Here is a 20879-nt window from a genome sequence, read left to right on the forward strand (position 1 = left end):
AGTAACAAGTAACAAGTAACAAGTAACAAGTAACAAGTAACAAGTAACAAGTAACAAGTAACAAGTAACAAGTAACAAATATTAGAGTCTATTCAAGTGAAAACGGTTGTAATTACTCAATAGTAGTTATCAACTCGGTAATATCAATTGGCTTAGAGATGTGCTTTTGAAAATCAGCATTTAGAGTACGTTGGCGATCGCTTTCCCCCGCATAAGCCGTTAAGGCGATCGCAGGTATATTTTTTCATTATTTAACAGTCTTTGTCTGTCCGCTATTCGACATAATCAAACATTTTTCTAATTACAGCCGTTTTCAGTTGAACAGATTCTGTTGTCTTGAAGCAGTCCTGAAGAACTACCTGTAAGGGCGAACGCCCTAAAGGATTCCCTGAAGGATTAGCTCGCTTCGCTCCCGTCACCGCTCCGCAATCGCGTCGCTGTTCGCATCTACCTATTTGCGAAGCTTATCCTTTAGGAGGACCAATGAAGCCGATTACCCTAAATGAACTTCGGCGCAGCGTTACTAGACTTAAGGTTTTTGATTTTCTTCTAGCTTAAAACTGGTAGTTTGAGGGTTTTTAAAGTATTGATAAGCAACACCAGATGCTTTTTGAATAAATTCTTTGGCCAGGGGAGAATTGTCGGGACGCTTGACCAAAATAGAGGCAATATAACGTTTGCCATTAGGCATATCAATAATGCCCACATCACCTAAAACAGATTTGATATCTCCTGTTTTATGGGCGATCAGCGCCCCTGGTTCTAAACCTTCGGGTAGTAAAGTATTTCTAACTATATTGCGCATAATATATAACATGCGATCGCGCGATCGCAAAGAAATTAAGCTTCCACCATCGATTTTGACTAGTAGATTACCCAAATCTGCTGAACTTGTGGTGTTTGTTCCTGTTAGATCTGGCAGTGGGTTATGTAGCTTGGTAGCAGTCAATCCCATCTTGGTAAATCGCTGGTTTAATTGTTCCATGCCACCCAAACGTTTGATTAGCATGTTGGTGGCGGTATTATCACTATTGGTCATCATCTGTTCCGCAGTTTTTAGAGCCGAAAACTTACTGTTGGGTGGCTCATATTGCATCCCACCAGAACCACCCGCAATGACATCTTTGGTCATAATAAACTCTTCTGCCAGGTTAATTTTTCCTCGATCTACATCTTGAAAGAAAGCGACTAGGATTGGTAATTTAATTGTGCTGGCAGCGGGAAGGGGTAGTTTACTGTCAATACTAACAAAACCTTTATTGTCTAAATCTATGAACAACAGTTCTGGTTTGATGTCGGGATATTGAGTAGCTAATTGTTCCAATTGAGACTTGAGAGGAGTTATTTCTTTACCCAAAGAGACGGTCGCAAATAAACTATCTAGTTTGACTTTGTGTTGCCGATTTATTTCTACTTTGGTGCTGGGAGTTTTAGCATTTGACGATTTGGTGGCTTGAAAGGAGCTAGCCATTGACATCACAGAGCCAAAAATAGTGCTTAAACCAATGGTAATAGTTATGATATAGGCAGCCAATTTGAGAGTTTTGAAAGATTTTTTCGTTTGATGATGAGCAGCTTTTTGGGGACGACGATGATTAGCTGATCTTGCAGTTGAGTTTTTTCGAGCATTTTCGGCGATTGGACGATCTTCACGCTCCGCGATCGCTTTAGATTTAACTCGCTTTGGTTTAGACTCGCTGGATTTTTTGGCTGTGGCAAAATTGCCTGGAAAATTAGGTTGTGATTTGGGATTAACTTTGACACCCTTAGCTCTAGTCAGAGAAGACTTTTTGCCTTTACGATTCACTCTCAACTCCTGGAAAACAATTACATATTATGGAAGCAAGAAACTAGTTTATTTCCCTTAACTCTCAAGGAAAATGGCGCTTAATCATAACTCTGTTGATGAGAAATATACTCAATCTTGATTGAAAGTGGCTTTAATCTCTGTCAGTAATGCAGTTTAATCCTATCTCATCACTCTCGAACAGAACCTAATTTTAAATTTTAAAACTAAAATTTAAAACTAAAACTAAAACTAAAACCAAAATTTCTGCCACTGCCACATCACTTTAATTGAGCGCAAACTATTCAGCGTTGATTGTTCATTGATCAACAGTATGTAGTTTTGTCCTCTAATTTACACTGGTAAATTTACGGATTTTTGCCACCAAGCTATGTATCTATAATTTAAAAAAATATTTAAAAAAATGTCGAAGCTCAATTTTGAGATAGTTTTGTTTGATTTTGATTTGCCCAACGAATTTGACGCAAAATACCCCGCAGCATTGCTACTTCTTCAGGCTGTAAATTGGCTTTATTATAAAGGCGACGAAACTTTTCCATCTTGACAGCTACAGTGTGAGGATATAAATAGCCAATCTCCAATAACATTGCCTCTAAATCTTGATAGTATCCTTCCAAAACTTCAATGGTCGCATTATTAGGTATGGCGGCGATCGCTGGCAAAGATGCAGTTGGTGTCTGATGATCCTGGCTAATTTCTAACCAACCTTGATAAAGCTGATAAACACAAATTGTCACTGCCTGAGCCAAATTCAATGAAGGGTAATCAGGGTTAGACTCAATACAGATAAATCTTTGAGCATGTTTTAGTTCATCATTACTTAAGCCACGATCCTCTGCGCCAAACAATAAGGCTGATTGCAGATTAGGAACGAGCAACCCTGGCAGTACTGTAGCGGGAGATTCCAAGAGGATCGGCACACTGCGGGAACGTACAGTAGTTGCGATCGCCTGTTGACAGCCAGCTAGAGCAGTCGGGATGCTATCCGCAATCTGCGCCGTTTCCAAAACATCTACTGCATGTACCGCCATTTGTCTGGCTTCATCTGATGCTAAATCGCACCTAGGGTTAACCAACACTAATTTAGTCAACCCCATATTTTTCATAATTCTGGCGATCGACCCCACATTTAACGCTCCAGTAGGTTCTACCAGCACAATCCTGATATTAGTTAGCAAGTTTTGCTTCATTTGTCTAGACTATCAATTAATCAAAAATAATCAAACTGTAATACTTTTTATACTCGCAAAACATGGCGAATCAGCGCAAAAAATCCGATTTACCTACTAAAATTTGTCCTGTATGCGATCGCCCTTTTACCTGGCGGAAAAAATGGGCGAAATGCTGGGATGATGTTAAATACTGTAGCGATCGCTGTCGTCGTCGCAAACAGTCGGCTAACAGTGAATCGTAATTGATGCTGTTAACACTTAAAATACTAACAATATTGGTCACATTATTATCTTCATCACATTCACATTATGTCTGCTAATCAAATACAGCCCAAACTTATCATTCACGGTGGCGCAGGAGGACATATTAAAAGTGAACAGGGAGAAGCTAAAGTTCGTCAGGCGCTTCACAATATTGTGACAGAGGTTTATGAACTACTCTCTCTTGGTGGTAGTGCAGTTGATGCGGTGGTGTTGGGTTGTCAATTACTCGAAAACCAGCCAACTTTTAATGCCGGTACGGGCTCAGTCTTGCAGTCTGATGGTCAGATTAGGATGAGTGCTGCCCTGATGGATGGTGCTAAACAGCGCTTTAGCGGGATTATCAACGTTTCTCGTGTTAGACATCCGATTGAACTAGCCCAATATTTACAAGGAGAAGACGATCGCGTTCTTTCAGACTATGGTGCTAAAGAACTACTGCGAGAATTAAACGTACCCATCTACAATCCGTTGGTGGAAATTCGCCTACAAGAATGGATGCAGGAAAGAGACGAGAATTTTGATAAAAGTATGGCGGCAGTTGTTGCTGAAGAAGCTTTAGTTCACGAACCCCGTAAAGGTACTATCGGCGTAGTAGCATTAGATAACTTGGGTAAAGTCTGTGCAGGAACTTCTACAGGCGGTAAGGGTTTAGAAAGAATTGGGCGTGTCAGTGATTCGGCTATGCCCGCAGGTAACTATGCTGATGCTGCTGCGGGAGTAAGCTGTACAGGAATTGGCGAAGACATTATGGATGAATGTTTAGCTGCCAAAATTGTCATTCGCGTTACCGATGGGATGTCCTTACCAGAGGCGATGAACAAATCTATGACTGAGTCCCGTAGTCGTAATCGAGATTTAGGCGCAATTGCGCTCGCTGCTGACGGAACTATCTGCTGGGGTAAAACTAGCGAAGTAATCCTTGCTGCTTATCATGATGGGGAAAAAATTGGCGATACGATTAATTGGAATAACCAAGATTTAATTGGCTACTCTAATCATCATTCCCAATAAAAAACACATGTTTGGATAAGGGCGAACGGCGGTTCGCCCCTACAAGGATTAACTGTTCTAATACTAAATCCGATTTTGAAAACTCACTTTCCTGTCAAGATGTTTAATGAAGCTACAATCCTTTTGACTTTTGACTTTTGACTTTTGACTTCACTCAAGCCTTTTTAAAACTTTGTACCATGAGCTGAATTCCCAGTAAAAATAAGCCGATCGCCACCATAGCAAAAACTCCTGTAGCCAACGCCACAACTCCCATCACCAATGTTCTAACGGCAGAAGTGATGTTAATTACAATTGGATTGTTAGAAGTCACTGCCTTCGTTGCATAAGTCTGCACTATCGAACTAAATAGCGAATAGGAAGCAAAAGCAAGCGCTCCAGCAATAATAGAAGAAAGAAAACAGCGTAATGGTGTCGTTGTTTCTTCTGTTTTGTCTAAAGAGACATCTGTTTTTGGATCGCTAACGGCAGAATCATTAGGGGTATCTTTCATAATCTTTGTCTGATTGGCTTAGAGCTTATGGCTTATAGCTAGGAGCTTTGCTCCTTTATTATCCCCCAGCTTTAGCCTACTATCACAGGAGATTCAGACCAGCGACCAACGGCTTTGCCAATCACACTCAATTCTTGCATCAAGTTGGCAAAACCTTCAAAGGTTTGCGACTGAGGCCCATCTGATAAAGCTTTAGCAGGGTTGGGATGGACTTCAATCATCAGCGAATCTGCCCCTGCCGCGATCGCCGCTTTGGCCATTGGCCCGACGAATTTAGCAACTCCCACACCGTGGCTAGGGTCGATCGCAATGGGTAAATGAGTTAAGGAGCGTAATACTGGTATGACAGCCAGATCTAGGGTGTTACGAACATACTGACTATCAAAAGTGCGGATGCCACGTTCGCATAAAATTACGTTGGAATTACCTGCTGCTAAAATATATTCTGCTGCCATCAACAGATCATCAATAGTGGCTGACATTCCTCGTTTGAGAAACACTGGCTTGTCCTGTGCGCCAACTTTTTTAAGTAGAGGAAAATTCTGCATGTTTCTCGCCCCTACCTGCACAATATCAGCAAATTCGGCGACTTTATCTACATCAGCAGTATCCATTACTTCAGTAATAATACCCAAACCGCTAGCATCCCGCGCAGCAGCTAATAATTCTAAAGCGCTTTCTCCATGACCCTGGAAAGAATAAGGACTAGTGCGAGGTTTAAAAGCACCACCTCTAAGAAAGCTTGCTCCAGCAGCCTTAACTGCCTTGGCTGTCTCAATAATCATCCCTTCGTTTTCTACCGAACAAGGCCCAGCAATCACGACTACAGGATGATTGACCCCAAAGGTAACGTCACCGTTGGGAGTTGGCACCACTACTTTACTATGTTCCCCGTTACGGTATTCTAAACTAGTCTTTTTGTATGGCTTTTCCACGCGCAAGACATTTTCGATCCAAGGACTAATTTCTTGTAGCAGTAAAGGATCTAAAGATGCAGTGTCGCCAACTAACCCCATAACAATTTTATGTTTGCCGATGATCTTTTCTGGAGTTAGTCCCCAATCTTGTAATTCCGTCTCTATTCTCTGGATTTCTTGTTCTGGAGAACCGACTTTCATTACTACGATCATTATTTACTACTCCGAATTACTGAAAAGTTATCATATCAATTATGGTAGTCAATTTTTTTAGAAAGCGTAGTCTGACTAACATAGTTTTTAACTCGCCGTTGTTTGAGTTTTAACTATTTGGGTATCAAAATTCAATATTTCCAGTCGATTGAATAAACAAAAGCTAACGTAAAACTCATGGCTATCTGTTCTCCCCCATCTTCAAGTAAAGCAAAAATCAAATTGAGATTGCGATTGTCATACACTACAACATGGATCAGATCGAAAAAAATGCCACTAATAGCTAAAATTAATAACAAAAAGATTAAAATATGCCCATATTTTCTTTCGATAGAGTTACTTTGAGAATAAGCCCAGCTAATAAGTATTAAGAAGCTTATCCCCACTGTAGTGGAAACCAAAATTTCTCCTAAGTCAACAGCTCGTAAATTTAAAATATCTTGGAAGTGAAAAAAATTAATAACTCTAAGGCCGATTTTTTCATGAATACTTAAAAAGTCATCTAATAATAAATAATTAAATAATAATGTCCATGCTAAAAAAAGTTTTTTTTTGCATTGCCAATAACCAAAGCCCAAAACCAGAACAATCCACAACTCTTTGATATATTGGAAAATTTCAGCATAACTTTGCTCTTCCGTAATCCATAATAGATCTTGATGTAAAATAATTTTGGAGAAAGCTATACTTAAATAGCTTGAGCTAGGTAGCCAGCAAAATACATAAAATAAAATTAATAATAAATCAGTAATTAACAATAAAACTAGAAGCTTAAGAGAAAAATATTTTAAATAACTTGTCCATTTAAATTTATAAAAATTTAGTTTACTCATTAACAATCATCAAGAAACAATTAAGTCAATGTTAAACTACTTTTAATTGAATGGGTATCAATTAGTTTTGTTTATTCGGCGCAAACTATCATTTAATACCAATTTTTAATAGTAAGTAAGGTATTAGTTGTGCCACTATGACCCAACGATTGTTTTCTGATAGTTGACCTTCAAATGGAAGCTCAAAGTTTTCTGCTGTGTAACGAATTTATGTTGTTACAGTTTCTATTTTCAAGACAGGTCTATTAATGATTATGGTAAATCTTATTGGCTACTTGAGACCGAAGGGAATCCTTTAGGGCTACTGCTATTTGAAATGACTACAATTTTGCTCTTGCTCCACTACTAGCACGGCAGCACCATTAATTTTGCCAGTTCGTAAAGCATTTAGAGCATTATTTGCTTGAGATAGAGGAAAAGCATTAACTTCTGTTTTAATCGGAATTTGTGGGGCCAAAGCTAAAAATTCGTCTCCGTCTTGGCGCGTTAAATTAGCAACGGAACGTAATACCCGTTCCCCCCATAAAATCTGATAGGGAAAGCTGGGAATATTGCTCATGTGAATCCCTGCACAGACAACGATGCCACCCTTAGCAACTGCTTTCAGTGCTGCGGGAACTAAATTACCGATAGGGGCAAAGATAATCGCTGCGTCCAATTCTTCTGGTGGTAGTTCATCCGAACCTCCTGCCCAAACTGCTCCCAAATGGCGGGCAAACTCCTGCCCTTGAGTATCCCCCGATCGCGTAAACGCATATACTTGTTTTCCCTGATATTTTGCTACCTGAATCAAAATATGTGCAGCAGCCCCAAAACCATAAAAGCCGATCCGTTCTGCATCTTCTGTCAGACGATAGGAACGATAGCCAATTAATCCTGCACATAATAAAGGTGCTGCCTGTAAGTCAGAAAAATCTTTGGGAATTGGAAAACAAAAGCTTTCATCGGCAACGGCATATTCAGCAAAACCACCATTAAGGTCGTAGCCTGTAAATAAAGCGCGATCGCACAGGTTTTCTTTACCTCTTAAACAATATCGACAACAATTACAGGTATGTCCTAACCACGGTACACCGACACGAGTACCCACCGAATATTTTGTGGCGCGAGCGCCGTTTTTAACTATCGTACCGACAATTTGATGACCTAAGATCAAGGGAAGTTTTGGCTTAGTCAGTTCACCATCAACTATGTGTAAGTCTGTACGGCATACACCGCAGACATGAATTTTGAGCAGCACTTGGTTAGCTTGTGGCTCAGGAATAGGCAATTCTTTCAATTCCAAGGGTTGACCAGCCCTATTTAAAGTCATTCCACGCATAGCGATCGCCCATAAACAACAATTTCTATTTCTGGCGTTGCTGATTTGAAGTATACCGCAAGGGTACAACTGACAACTAACTACACTCAAATATAGCCTTCACCACTTCTTCAAGCTTTCTCTTGTGGAAAAACAGAGACTCCCAAAGAACAATATTTGAAACATGATTTTTTGTAGGTAAGGATATCATCATGAAATATCGGCATAAGTTTGGGAAATATAGCTGTTTGTCACAAAAGGTCGCCAACGATTAAAGATAAATAGTATATTAAAGCGGAATAGGATTGGTAAGTCTTTTTGTGTCTCAAGCAACTAGCTGGCAACAAACTTTAAATATCTGTAGATTATTGCTCAAGGACAAGCAGTTTCATCGCTTGAGTGGTCAAGCACTTTGCTTAGGAATTTTTGCTCTTTTGTGGTGGCTGAACTGGAAGTTATTTTTGGCTACTAGCGTGGGTATTGGCGCTATGTCTCTTTGCTATCTTGCCCAAAATTCTCACTGGCAAAACTATTGTCGGCAATGGCGTAACTTTTTTGTCGGTTCTAATCGCCAGCTAACTTTAGCCGTTGGTACTGGAGCATCGGCAGCTTTTTGTACTTACCTTGCTGCATCTGTTTGGGCTGATGCAGACAATCAATGGTTAGCCACTGGCACTATTCTTCAGGGTTTGATGAGCCTAATTACTCTAATTGTTTTACTCTGGTCTATACGAGCTAAAAAAGCTCATTCCCTCGAAGCTAAATTAGATCAATTGTTGATTGATTTGAGCGATCGCGATCGCCTCAAGCGCTTAGTGGCAATTCGACAGTTAACCCGCTTATTAATTAGCAATCGTTTATCTGCCGAGCATTATGGACAGTCTATTGAATATTATCGCCTGATGTTATCTGAGCCTCAACCAGCAGTGATTAAAGATGCTTTATTGGAAAGTCTAGAACTTTTAGGCGCAAAAAAAATTATCCAGCAACGTTCAGCCATTAAAATTCCTCTTCAGTTTAAACATTCTCCTCAAGCTGTATTAGATACTCCCTCATCAGGAATTACTCAATAATTTCTTCGGCTCTTTATGTATAGTTATAAGTATTATTAAGTTTAGTTAAGCAATATCAGCATGAGCATTAGATCTTCAATCGAGGCGATCGCCAATTGGTTTAATACTTTAGGAACTCCAGAACCAATAGTTCATTGGGGACACCCTGTGATGATGGGCATTGTAGTTTTTGCTATGGGTAGTGCAGCAGCTTGGGCTGGCTGGCGTAGTAGAACCCTGGCAACTATTAATCAGGAAATGGCAAGCAAAAATAAAGCCGATCATCGCAAAATTGCGCCTTTAATGTATATCTTTTTACTTTTGGGCTATACAGGCGGGGTACTGTCTTTAGTAATGCAGGGAGAGCCTATTTTAGAAAGTCCTCACTTCGTAACAGGTACGGTTGCCATTTCTTTGCTGACGATCAATGCCCTAATTGCAGCTACAGGTTTTATTGGCAATAAAGCTACAGCCAGAACAGTACATGCTTACGTAGGCAGCACTGCCTTGTTGATTCTTGTTGCTCATGCTGTCTTGGGTTTAAAGTTAGGTTTATCTATCTCAAATTGAAACAAGCTTGACTTAGTTTTAGTTTAAGAGATCTTGCGTCTGGATTAAACCTTGGTGTGGAGTCCAGCGAATCAGTGTCTCGACTGCGGTGTTGTGGAATTCGATTTGTTTTTGCTGGAATATTTGCTTAGTTTCAGGAGCGATCTGATCGCTAGAGGCGATCGCTATTTCAGGTTCTAATAGTTCCAGCCATGAAGAGGCAAGATCTTCTGAAGACACGATGATGGTATGTTGGGAGGTAAGATTACGTTGTTTAATATAATTGGCGATTTGTTGCTCTGTATTGCCTTTTTTAACAGGTTTGCCGATAATCAACCAGCTATAGTCGGCTATTTGGATCTCGGTCGCATTTAAGTCGTAATCTATAGTCAGACGAGCAGATTTAGTAATAATTTCCGATACATCATTTGCTTGTGAGGTAAAAATAGTTTTAGTTCGGACACGCTGACTTATTTTTTGCCATTCTGTAGCTGAATTGGCACTATTATCATAGGCTAATCCGTAATCGATGGTGTTGATTCCTTGTCGTGCCAGGAAAGGTAATAAGCTGTACTTCGCTTGATTGTTTTGACCGCTATTGATCAAAATTACTCTACTGCGATCTTGAATCACAATTATCGGTGACTGTTGGTCAGCTAAAACGGCGATCTGCACTTGAGTTGAATTGTAAATAGCGGTGGTGCTGAAAAAGACTATCGGCAGGATTAACCCCAGCCACCAGCGTTTTTGCCACCATTGGTTGCACCAGATTAAAATAAACAGTCCATAGATGATTAACAGTATACTCAAAGGCATTTGCCCCACAGCCAAGGTATTGCCTGGTAAGCTAGTACAGAAGTTAGTAATCCCGATCAGCAACGTTGTCGGATAAAACAACCAGGAAGCGATCGCGCTCCCCGCAGCAGGTATAATCAAAGCTGCAATCCCACTCAGCATTCCCCCCAAACTAATTACGGTAATCAACGGTGTGCAGAGAATATTAACCCCAATGCTGTAGGTGGATAGAGTATTGAATTGATAGCAAAGTAAGGGCAATACCCAGATGGATGCAGCTAGAGGAACAGCAACTACGCTGGCGATAGGAGTAGGTAGCCAGTCTAGTTTTGCTTGTAGTTTTGCAAGAGTGACAATTAAGCCCAAGGTTGCCAGAAAACTTAGTTGAAAGCCCAGATCTCTAATTAATAGCGGATCGAATAGTAAAATAATTACGGCGGCCAAGAACAAAGAACCTAATGGTTTAACTTTAGTCTCAATCGTTAGTGCCAGCAATACGGCAACCCCCATTAAACAAGCTCGTAATACAGAAGCCTGAATTCCTGTTAAACCTAAATAAGCAATCAACGTCCCGAACCCAATCGCCAACCGAGGTTTTTTACCAATAGATTCGGTTAATTTTAAAATTAAGCCTAATAATAAAGATACTTGAAAGCCAGATGCTGCCAGCACATGAGCTAATCCTGCTGCTATAAAGCGATCGCGAATATCACTCGGCAGATCTACCGCCTTACCCCCCAACACGATTGAACTAACTAATTGCCCTAAAGGACTACCCAAACCCTGTAGCTGACTCCAGACAATGCGCTGGCGCAGCCTCCACCAACCCCATCCAGGCTCTCGATCTTCAAAGTTGGCTTCTGTTCCTTGAATACCTGCAAATATTCCTTGACGAGCTAAATATTGCCTAAAATCAAAGCCTTGAGGATTACTGGGTGGTGGGGGTAAGTAGAGAAATCCCGTTATGCTTAACTGTTGTCCTGGATAAATACCAGTCCCCTGTAATAAAGGTAAAGTTGCATAGAGCTTCCCTGAAACTACTTCATCATCAACTTTAACTACTTTCAGCCAAAACTTCAAACGCTGGCGATCGTTCAATCTAGGTTCGTTTAAAACTGTTCCCATAACATGAACTAGTGGACGATTACCCTTTGGGTATTCTAAAGAACTAGCTTGGCGATCGCTCTTCGTAATCTGATAGCTGATATCATTGTATTTCGGTTGAGGAATCCGTAGGTGAAAATACCCAACGGCAAAGATCGCCACCATAACGGCCACAATCCAGACGCGGGCTTTAATTTTCAAAGCAACTGTACTCCATCTACGCTGGGCGATCGCCATAAAAGCAGCCAATGCGACCAATATTGCCGTTCCCATCGCCAATCTCTTTAAACTCAAACCAGAGGTTGAATCGATCATTAAACTAGTTGACAATAAACCGATAATGTACGCCAGCCCAATAATTATCCAGTTGGTGCGATTCATAAACCAGTTTTTAAACAACGCATCCCAGTAAAACACACCTCCATAACTTTTGCCTTCCCAACTCCTTGGCAATAGCATATTTCGTTGTAGGAGACAATTCGCCTTATTTGACAAGGCTGATTTTTGCAGTAATCACTTGCGCTGCCAGCCTTCCTGTTTGCGCTCCACCATTCATATAGCCGTAAAATTCATCACTAAAATGTTCTCCAGCAAATATAAGATTACCAAAAGCAACTTGTTGGCGTTCTTGGGGAACTTCTGATTCAATGTAGCGAAACTCACTAAATTCTGTATATTGTCCAGGTTCAAAATTAGTATAACCTCCTTTGATTAGAGGATCTCGACTCCAGTTGGTACGAAAAACTTTACCTGTAGCGGTGGATTTTGCTTGGGGAATAATTTGCTCAAAATGTTCGAGAAAATCCTGTTTAAGAGTAGATAGAGATTTTGCCTGATTTGCGCCTACCTCATTACCTCCGAGGAAAAAAGTCAAAGCAGCATTTTTTAGTTCTGGTTGACGTTGAGTTTCATCCCAAGCTTGACAAAAACCCAGATCAGACCAAACAGTCTCAGTAAATCCCTCGTTTTGTAGCCAAACTCGATTTTCAAACCCAGCAATTACTTTGTCGTTTTTCCCCAAGTTTACTTCTTGAATCAACCTTTTAAACTTAGGTTTTAGTTCAACCTGGAAATCTAGATTACGCAGCCTAGAAATAGGAACAGCAATAATTACATAATCTGCATCGACGATTGAGCGATCGCTAAATAATAAGCGATAACCAGAACCATCTGGCATAATTTTTTGCAACCGTTTGTTAGTTTTAATGCGATCGGCAAATACTGCTGCCAAAGATTCAATAATTTGACCACTACCATTTTTCACTACATAGGTTTCATCAACCAATACTGCCTTGATGTTTTTTACTATTGCTAGCTTGTTCAAAAGGTCGGAAAATTTTGGCGATTTCGTCTCTAGCAATTCCCACACCAGTATCTTTAATTTCAAATCTAATCGTCTGTTTCGCCATAGAAGCAATAGAACTAGGTTGGGGTGGAAAGTAGGCGATCGCACTAGTTTTAAGAACTACTTTACCGTGATTGGTAAACCTTATTGAATTATCTAACAGATGAATCAAGACTTGGCGCAATCGCTTTTCATCAGCGTAAAAGTAAGTAGGTAAGTTACCTAAAGATTGATATTCTAGCTCGATGTTTTTCTCTATGGCTCTGATTTTAACAATGCTAACAATGCTGTTCATAAATTCAGCAAAGTTTAACTCTTGATAGCTAAGCTTTATTTTATTAGCTTTGATTTTGGCTAAATCTAAAATATCGTTGACAAGAGAAGATACATGATTACCGCTCTGTTCAATAATTTTTAAATTATTGAGTTGACTATATTTAATTTCTTGCCAATCAAAATTATTAAGTTCATCTAGTTTAATCTCACTAAGACTCCGTTGCGAAATTCGGGAATAACCTAAAATTCCTTTTAGGGGAGTACGCAACTCTTGACTGATATTAGTCAAAACTCGATCTTTGGTTTGATTGGCTATTTCTGCTGCCTCTTTTGCAGCTCTTAACTCAATCGTTCTTTCTTCTACCCTCAGCTCTAATTCTTTATTGACATTTTCTAGAAAACTAAACTGGCTTTTAAGCTTTTGAGCCATTTTATTGAAGGATCTAGACAAAAAAACTATTTCTTTTGCCCCACTAATGACAACCTGTCGATCCAAGTCTCCTTGAGCTACCGCTTCAGCAGCTTCACTTAAAAGATAAATTGGTCGAGTAATCCAGCGAGAAGTATACCAACCTAATACTATTGCAACACCCAAAGCCCCTAGACACAAAATAATTGTGGTTCGAGTATTAGCATTAATTTGTGCCATAAAGTCTGATTCTGGCATTGTAATCACAATCAACCAATCCAAACCCAATTCATCTTGCCAAGGAGCTACTTGCACAAACTGTCGCTCCCCATCTAGAAAAAATTCAGTTTGTAGGGCTTGGTTAATCTTGTCAAGAGACTGATATTCTCGCAATAGGTTTTGAGTAGTCGCCTTGATTACAGAATTTGAACTATCGGCAGTTTGAATTCTTTGCGGTTCTCCTGCTACCATACGATATGGCAAATCTGTTCCCGAACCAGCCACTAAAGAACCGTCACGTTCAATAATGTAAATTATAGTTGATGGGCTGATGTCAAGTTGATGAAGAAAATCGCCAATTTGCGAAAGAATTAGATCTACCCCAATCACCCCAATAAACTTTTCTTCGCTATCAAAAACTGGATAACTAGAAGAAATTGATAGTATTTCTGGTTTATCCTGCCATTGATAAATTTCACTCCAAACTGGACGACGAGTTCTCGCTGCATCGGCATACCAACCTTCTTCGCGAGTATCACCACTATCTGCTTCATATTCTGAAGTGGTACGCTCACCTTTAGAGTTGGTGGCATAACTAGTTAAGCCAAGAATATTCGGTTTAAGAACCTCGTGGATGGCAAAAGTATTGTCTTCAAGTCTTTCTACACCAATAAATTCTCCTTCTGTATTAGCATAGTTTACATAGCCGACATCAAATTCTTGCATCTGCGCCCAAAAGTACTTTTCAGTCCGTTCAAAATCATTCAGTTTTAAAAGACTTAATCTAACAGCTTGCAAATTAATTTGATTCAGTTTAGTAGGAATGGATAAATAAGAATCTAAGTGCCGATCAATATTATTAGTGGCATTGGAGCGCATTTGACTTGCTAAATCATTGACCGCTTTTTGCCCGTTACGCAAAGATAAATAGCCAGTTAATCCCACCAAAGCAAAAATTTGTACTAAAAATGGGACAATCAAAATTAGACGTAACGGTAATCTAAAGCTCTTTTTCTCTGGAGAAGTGATCTTCATATTTATTGGTTCAGCATCGATTGAGACATAAAGTGAGCAAGCATATTAAAAGCGATGAGATTTTTGCCAACTTGCACTTATAAATGTAGCAACCGATGATGATTGCGTTATAGTTTATCTATACTGCTTTAAACATAAATTTATCAAAAGCTCAAAATAGTTCGTAAAGTTCCGACGTAGATCGTGTCGTTATCTGCATCACCATTAGGATTAAACAGAGCATAGCCTCCAGGGGTAAGTTGAATAAAATCATTCAAGCTATACTGATATTCTACGTTCAATAAATAAGGTGTATCTGGGTCATCGGCGATCGCATCTCCCGTCGAATCAATCAACGTAGGTGGCTGACCAAAGCTAACCACAAAGCTTGAGCCTTCTTTTAAGAAATCACTATAGGTAACGTAAGCACTCCAGTTTAAGATATCAGCATCAGCATTATCATCAATTGTCGAGGCAGTAGTATAGCCACCATAACCGCCTATAGCTAGTTTTTCTAGAAGTTGAAAACTAGCAGCCAGTCCATAATTATTAGCAGCATTCGCTCTGTCTGCAAAAGGATCTGTAGCTGCATCTGTACCGACAAAACCAGCTAAATCATATTCAGTTCCTGCTCCTTGATAGGCCCGAAGATAAGCTAAAGCGATATTTAAACGTTCTTCTAAGAGGGAAATATTTAAATTGGCTCCAGTTGCATAGTTACCATTAAATAAACCATTGCCTGGCTGAGGATCAGCGGGATTAGTCGCCCAGTAGCCAACATCTAAATTTACCGATTCTAAAATTTCGATATTTAAACCTAAAGCTGCTCCACCCTGATTGCCATTATCGTAAATTAGGTTATTGTAAGCACTAAAAAGAGACAGACTATCATAAGTTGCTCCCATAGTTGGGGCAACATCAAAAATATCATCAATTAAAACACCATTAGTACCAACTAAAGCTGATATTTTTTCTGTCAGGGGAAAACTGTAATAGAAAAGATCTATTTCAACATTATTTTCATTATTTCCTTCAAAGTTGAGAGCTAGAGAATTAGTACCTCCAGAATCAACAGGACTGGTAATGTTTGCTGCCTGTAAACGGACGCTTAAAAGATCTTCTCCTGTAAAGCTGCTATTAAAATTAAGCCGAACTCGACTGCTAAAAGTTATTTCCTCATCAATCTCATTACCGTCTGGCTTTTGGTCACCCAATGTTGCTAGTACGTAATTAATAATCTCTGTATTTAGTTTGGTAGTAGTAGAAAAAGAGTTATCTTCTAAAACGCCAGTTCGGCTTTCAAGTTCATCGACTCTGCCTCTTAAAGTTGCTAATTCTGCTGCAAACTCTTGACTTAATCGTGCTAAAGTTGCTTGGTCTTCTGCTGATACTGAGCGGGAGCTAGCAATTAGGCGTTCAATCTGGTTTAAACAACTATTCAATCCTGCTGCAAATTCATAACGGCTTAGAGGTCGATCGCCTTGATAAGTCTGGTTGGGAAATCCTGAGATACAGCCATAGCGTTCTACTAAGCTTTTTAGTGCTTCATAAGCCCAGTCAGTCGGATCTGCATCTCTTAATTCATTAACGTTGGTAACCTGCCCCAGATCATCTTGATAGTTATTTAACGGCTTGGCGCTAACGCAATTACAATAAAATAACAAGACACTAAAAATGCTTGTTCCCACAGAAAACAAGCGAATTAAAGGATTTAACATGGATTTTTGCATTTAGTAATTTCTTTGGGCATTATGATGCAAAATACAGACAAAAATCTGTAGCAAGAGCATCTTGCTAGTTAGCTAGGGGGAAGTAACTTGCCAATAGTACGATTTGAGTCAGTAAATGTTTTTTGCGCAACTCGTTGAATATCTTGAGGAGTAACAGCCTCTAGCTTGGTCAATGCCTCAAATAGATTGCGCCAACTACCCGTTTTTGCCTCATATTCTGCCAGTAAATTTGCCATACCCATATTAGAATCAAGGGTGCGTAATAAACCTGCTTTGAGTTGAGTTTTAACCTGTTCAAGTTCTTTTGGGGTTACAGGTTCGGTTTTTAGACGTTCAATTTCAGCTCTTAATGCGGTGGCTAACTTATCAACACTAGTTCCAGGGGCAGTAAGAGCATAAACTAGCATTAAATTGGGATATTTATTCCCAGGGAAACCACTAAAACTTTCAGCAGAGAGAGCTACCTGCTGTTTTTCTACTAAAGATTTATAGAGACGAGAGGTTCTGCCACTGCTTAGTAGTTCAGCAATGACTTCATGTACCTCATAATCAGGATCGCTCAAAGCAGGAATGTGATAGCCTTCAAGATACCAAGGCTGGGAGGGAAAAGTGACCGTAACTTCCTTAGTTTTTGTTTGAGGAGGCTCAACTTTAGCGACGCCAGCAGGTTGAGGTTGGGGTTGAAAACGCCCAAAATAGGTTTTGGCTAATTTTCGTACCTCGTCAGGATCTACATCCCCAGCGATCGCCACAGTCAAGTTATTCGGTGAGTAATAAGTCTTAAAAAACTGTTCTACATTTTCTCTAGATAGAGCGCCAAGATCTTCGTCATAGCCAATTACAGGTCGTTTGTAGGGATGAACATCATAGGCGGTATTGAGAAATGCTTCGATCATTTTACCGATGGGGGAATTATCAGTACGCATCCTCTTCTCTTCTAAAATTACCTGTTTTTCTTGATAAAATTCGCGGAATACAGGTTCAAGAAATCTTTCCGATTCCAAAGACATCCAAAGTTCTAGTTTGTTGGCAGGAAAACTATAAAAATAGCTAGTGTAGTCGGCAGAGGTGGCAGCATTTAAACCAACTCCACCCGCAGTATCAACAATCTCCCCAAATTTATTTTGTTTTACATATTTATTTGCGGCAGCTTGAGTCGCCACAAACTGTTCTGTTAGCTGTGCTAGTTTGGTTTTATCTCCTGACTTCTGCACCTGTTGAATTTCGGCAAAAATTGTGTCGAGCTTGTCTAGCTCTTTAGCTTCGGCAGGATAGTTAGTAGTGCCAATTTTTTGGGTACCTTTAAAAGCCAAATGTTCTAAAAAATGAGCTACGCCAGTTTGACCATCGGGTTCATCAACTCCTCCCACGTTGGCGTAGGTAACAAAAGAAACCACGGGAGCCTCATGGTTTTCCAGGACAATAAACTTCAACCCGTTATCAAGGGTAAACTCAGTAATTTGTTTGATTACCCGATTAATATAAGGTTGAATAGATGACTGTGTTTGAGTTTGAGTCGCAGCCAAGACAGATAAACCAGCACAATTCCACCACAAAAGCGCGATCGCCATGACAACTATCCAGCGCGATTTGGTTAACCCATAATGATTAGCTCTATCTGATTTCATTCAGTCTCCCTAAGTAATTAATCTTTACATGCCCGTACAAATGCTGCGGTTATATTCTACTCTACTCAGATTTTGCCCCTCTGGTTACGAGAAAATAACCATTAAGGAATAAGTATTGAATAAATATAGATAACAATCTGTAAAGAATTGAGCCAGAAAATGATGACCTTTTGCCATATCCGATTATCGTAAAGTTCTAGACAGTCAAATTTCTGATCTATTTTCTGAATCTTTGAGAGTGATTTTAGTATAGTCGATACTACTATGCAATCAATCACAATCTACTTGTCTATAACCTGCGATTAATGATAACTATCAAAAGCCTATGCAAGTTTTTTCACAGCAAGCCTGGAGAGAAATGCGTCAAACTCCTCAAACAGAAGAAGATACACGCACTAAAATTTTACAGGCGGCACTGCAATTATTTGCAAAACGTGGCTATGAAGGTACAACTACCAAAGATTTAGCCAAGTCAGCAGGAGTGGCAGAAGGAACTTTATTTCGTCATTTCGACAGCAAAAAAGCGATTTTAATTGAGGTGGCTACTGCTGGATGGGTTGATATTCTCACCGACTTATTAACCGAACTGAGTGAAATGGGGAGCTATAAAGCAGTTTCTCAGGTAATGCGCCGTAGAATGCTCAATATGCGAAAAAATAGCGATTTAATGCGGGTTTGCTTTATTGAGGCTCAATATCACCCCGAATTGCGAGAAAGCATTCAAGCCGAAGTAATCAACAAAATGACCGATGTAGCAGAAGCTTTTTTTGAAACAGCAATGGAAAAAGGCATTTATCGGCGGATGAATCCGAAAATTGTCGCTAAGGTATTCTTGGGTATATTTGCGATCGCTGGATTTTCTGAAGAAACTATCATGAACCCCGATGCTTCCCCCAAAGCGATGCAGGAAATGGCAGAAGGTATCTCCGATATTTTTCTTCGTGGCGTTTTGAGCAATGAGCAATGAGCAATGAGCAATGAGCAGTGAGCAATGAGCAGTGAGCAATGAGCAGTGAGCAGTGAGCAGTGAGCAGTGAGCAGTGAGCAATGAGCAGTGAGCAGTGAGCAATGAGCAGTGAGCAGTGAGCAGTGAGCAGTGAGCAATGAGCAATAATCAGTGACTATCGTTAAACGAACTCCCAGAATTAGAAGATATAGACCAAATCTTTGGTTAGAGAGGTTTATGGCTTTAGTCGCTGTAATCAACCTCGTCATCGTGGGTTTTGATCTAAGTTATATTCCTTTGCGGGATTTTTGGCTGCTGGGTCAAGTTACCATCGGCGAAATTAAGACTGCCTATGGTCAGCTTCCAGGTATTGAACTTGATTTGCTACCAGAAAATGTTTCTCAGTCAATCACCCAATACGATGTAGTGAAAGGAATTATTCCCAATCGCGATACCCAAGAATATCTGGCTAAGGTGGAACAGCTAGAACTTGAATTAGCTTCTAATGGGGTTGATTCTGCCAGGGCGAAGACTCTCTTTGGGGATATCCGCCGTCGTAGTATTGAGATAGTTCAAACCAATGCTTTTGCCGAAGCAAATAAAACGGGTAATTTAGAAAGAATTAAAAACAGGATGCGATCGCATCTTCCCAATCAAGATAATTCAGCCAAGGCTGCATTTTGGCGTTTTTGGACACCTGACTATTTCCAAGGTAGGGTGGCTGAGGAAATGGCTTTTTTTGAAACGGAAATCAAACCACTGTTAGAAACCAACTATTATCGCGCCATCGGCGAAAATGGTGGCTATGTTGACTATTTTGGCTTGATTGATTTTCCTTTCGGTGTTTTGTTTGCCCTCGAATTTTTAGGGCGGACTTGGTTTATTAGTCGTCGTCGTGTGGGCATCAGCTGGCTTGATGCGATGCTTTGGCGCTGGTATGATATTTTCTTTCTGCTGCCTATTTGGCGCTGGCTAAGAGTAATTCCCGTCACGGTGCGCTTGAGTCAGGCACGGATAATTAACCTAAATTCGATTCAGAAACAGCTAAGTCAAGGTTTAGTTGCAGGAATTGCCGAAGATGTCACAGAAGTAGTGATTATCCGTTTAATTAATCAGATTCAAACTTCGGTTAGAAATGGCGATCTAGGAAGACTGCTATCTCAACAAACTACTAATACTTATGTTGACATTAACGACACCAATGAAATTATTGAACTGATTAGAATATTAGCTAAAGTAACCGCCGATCGGGTATTACCGGCAATTGGGCCTGAAGTGGAAACTCTGCTGCAATATAGCATCGAAAAATCCCTCAAGCAAAGCCCCGCTTATCAAGGAATCAAAATGCTGCCTGGGGGCGATCGCACTGTCTCCATCATCAGTTATCAACTAGTATCTCAAACTTATAGTGCCTTTAGCAGCACTCTTCAAGCAGCCTTGGCAGAAGACAAGCAGTTTGATCGCCTTGTTGAGAGCTTAATTAGCAATATAGGCAAGTCGGTTTCCAGTGAGCTACAAGCACAGCAGAGTATGACTAAAATCGAGCTACTGTTAGTTGACTTGTTAGAAGAAATTAAAATTAACTATGTTCAGCGTCTGTCCCAAGAAGATATTGAAGACATCCTTGAGCAAACTCGCAGTTTACGCCAGCAAAGTTAGTCAAAGTTGGTGAAAATATTATCATTCAACAGTGAGCAATGATCAATGATCAGTTACCTCTTTTTAAACGTGAGTTCGACAAAGTTAGAAAGTAGCAGAAGGTAGTGCCAATAATTCTTTCGGCTCTAGATCGAGAGAAGGTT

At 40.0% G+C, this 20879-nt stretch carries 18 protein-coding genes; 6 read left to right on the plus strand and 12 right to left on the minus strand.

All coding sequences use genetic code 11. From position 1 onward, the window contains the following. Positions 1-272: 272 nt before the first annotated feature. From C7B62_RS25810 to C7B62_RS18070, 3 genes are all read right to left on the minus strand, one after another. Positions 273-419: a hypothetical protein gene (locus C7B62_RS25810; protein WP_158260706.1), complete on the minus strand. Its 147-nt coding sequence runs from the start codon at positions 417-419 to the stop codon at positions 273-275. Between the two features lie 110 nt (positions 420-529). Continuing rightward, a complete protein-coding gene (locus C7B62_RS18065; RefSeq protein WP_233220028.1) occupies positions 530-1807 on the minus strand; it encodes a serine hydrolase in 1278 nt (425 codons plus the stop codon). 413 nt (positions 1808-2220) lie between these two features. Continuing rightward, positions 2221-2997 carry an RNA methyltransferase gene (locus C7B62_RS18070; protein WP_106240092.1) on the minus strand — a complete coding sequence of 259 codons (777 nt, stop codon included), beginning with the start codon at positions 2995-2997 and terminating at the stop codon, positions 2221-2223. Positions 2998-3059: 62 nt separating this feature from the next. On the opposite strand from C7B62_RS18070, the gene C7B62_RS18075 reads away from it, so the two are divergent. Further along, complete coding sequence (locus tag C7B62_RS18075) at positions 3060-3221, plus strand: DUF2256 domain-containing protein (RefSeq protein ID WP_106240096.1); 162 nt, start codon at positions 3060-3062, stop codon at positions 3219-3221. Positions 3222-3288: 67 nt separating this feature from the next. Beyond that, entirely contained in the window at positions 3289-4254 is a 966-nt protein-coding gene (locus tag C7B62_RS18080) for an isoaspartyl peptidase/L-asparaginase (protein ID WP_106240100.1), read from the plus strand. Between the two features lie 154 nt (positions 4255-4408). Here C7B62_RS18080 and C7B62_RS18085 read toward each other — a convergent pair whose 3' ends face one another. The 4 genes from C7B62_RS18085 to C7B62_RS18100 all read right to left on the minus strand — a co-directional run bounded on the left by C7B62_RS18085 (position 4409) and on the right by C7B62_RS18100 (position 8031). Continuing rightward, the gene (locus tag C7B62_RS18085; protein ID WP_106240105.1) at positions 4409-4747 is read right to left on the minus strand and encodes a DUF3082 domain-containing protein; all 339 of its coding nucleotides are present in this window, start codon (positions 4745-4747) and stop codon (positions 4409-4411) included. A gap of 71 nt (positions 4748-4818) precedes the next feature. Then, a complete protein-coding gene (aroF, locus tag C7B62_RS18090) occupies positions 4819-5877 on the minus strand; it encodes a 3-deoxy-7-phosphoheptulonate synthase (protein ID WP_106240109.1) in 1059 nt (352 codons plus the stop codon). Between the two features lie 131 nt (positions 5878-6008). Then, entirely contained in the window at positions 6009-6710 is a 702-nt protein-coding gene (locus C7B62_RS18095; protein ID WP_106240112.1) for a hypothetical protein, read from the minus strand. A 307-nt stretch (positions 6711-7017) separates the two neighbouring features. Beyond that, positions 7018-8031 (minus strand): zinc-dependent alcohol dehydrogenase family protein, encoded by a 1014-nt coding sequence (locus C7B62_RS18100; RefSeq protein ID WP_106240116.1) that lies wholly within the window; start codon positions 8029-8031, stop codon positions 7018-7020. Positions 8032-8330: 299 nt separating this feature from the next. Here C7B62_RS18100 and C7B62_RS18105 point away from each other — a divergent pair, with 299 nt between their 5' ends. Together C7B62_RS18105 and C7B62_RS18110 are read left to right on the plus strand one after the other, a co-directional pair. Continuing rightward, on the plus strand, positions 8331-9083 hold the full coding sequence (locus C7B62_RS18105; protein ID WP_106240120.1) for a hypothetical protein: 753 nt from the start codon (positions 8331-8333) through the stop codon (positions 9081-9083). 60 nt (positions 9084-9143) lie between these two features. After that, on the plus strand, positions 9144-9632 hold the full coding sequence (locus tag C7B62_RS18110; RefSeq protein WP_106240123.1) for a DUF4079 domain-containing protein: 489 nt from the start codon (positions 9144-9146) through the stop codon (positions 9630-9632). Between the two features lie 18 nt (positions 9633-9650). Here C7B62_RS18110 and C7B62_RS18115 read toward each other — a convergent pair whose 3' ends face one another. From C7B62_RS18115 to C7B62_RS18135, 5 genes are all read right to left on the minus strand, one after another. Beyond that, positions 9651-11969 (minus strand): ComEC/Rec2 family competence protein, encoded by a 2319-nt coding sequence (locus C7B62_RS18115; protein WP_106240127.1) that lies wholly within the window; start codon positions 11967-11969, stop codon positions 9651-9653. A gap of 25 nt (positions 11970-11994) precedes the next feature. Next, positions 11995-12834, minus strand: a complete 840-nt coding sequence (locus tag C7B62_RS18120; protein WP_158260707.1) for an NAD(P)/FAD-dependent oxidoreductase — start codon at positions 12832-12834, stop codon at positions 11995-11997. After that, positions 12788-14794: an ATP-binding protein gene (locus C7B62_RS18125; protein WP_106240133.1), complete on the minus strand. Its 2007-nt coding sequence runs from the start codon at positions 14792-14794 to the stop codon at positions 12788-12790. Before C7B62_RS18125 ends, C7B62_RS18120 begins: the two co-directional genes overlap by 47 nt. A 143-nt stretch (positions 14795-14937) precedes the next feature. Next, on the minus strand, positions 14938-16503 hold the full coding sequence (locus C7B62_RS18130) for an iron uptake porin (RefSeq protein WP_106240137.1): 1566 nt from the start codon (positions 16501-16503) through the stop codon (positions 14938-14940). A gap of 68 nt (positions 16504-16571) precedes the next feature. Continuing rightward, positions 16572-18131, minus strand: coding sequence for a pitrilysin family protein (locus C7B62_RS18135; protein ID WP_106240140.1), 1560 nt, complete (start codon positions 18129-18131; stop codon positions 16572-16574). A 325-nt stretch (positions 18132-18456) separates the two neighbouring features. Between C7B62_RS18135 and C7B62_RS18140 the strand changes: the two genes are divergently transcribed. Further along, entirely contained in the window at positions 18457-19098 is a 642-nt protein-coding gene (locus tag C7B62_RS18140) for a TetR/AcrR family transcriptional regulator (protein ID WP_106240144.1), read from the plus strand. Between the two features lie 150 nt (positions 19099-19248). Further along, positions 19249-20736: a hypothetical protein gene (locus C7B62_RS18145; protein WP_106240148.1), complete on the plus strand. Its 1488-nt coding sequence runs from the start codon at positions 19249-19251 to the stop codon at positions 20734-20736. Positions 20737-20879: the final 143 nt, after the last annotated feature.

The organism is Pleurocapsa sp. CCALA 161 (genome assembly GCF_003003995.1).
Classification (GTDB): domain Bacteria; phylum Cyanobacteriota; class Cyanobacteriia; order Cyanobacteriales; family Xenococcaceae; genus Waterburya.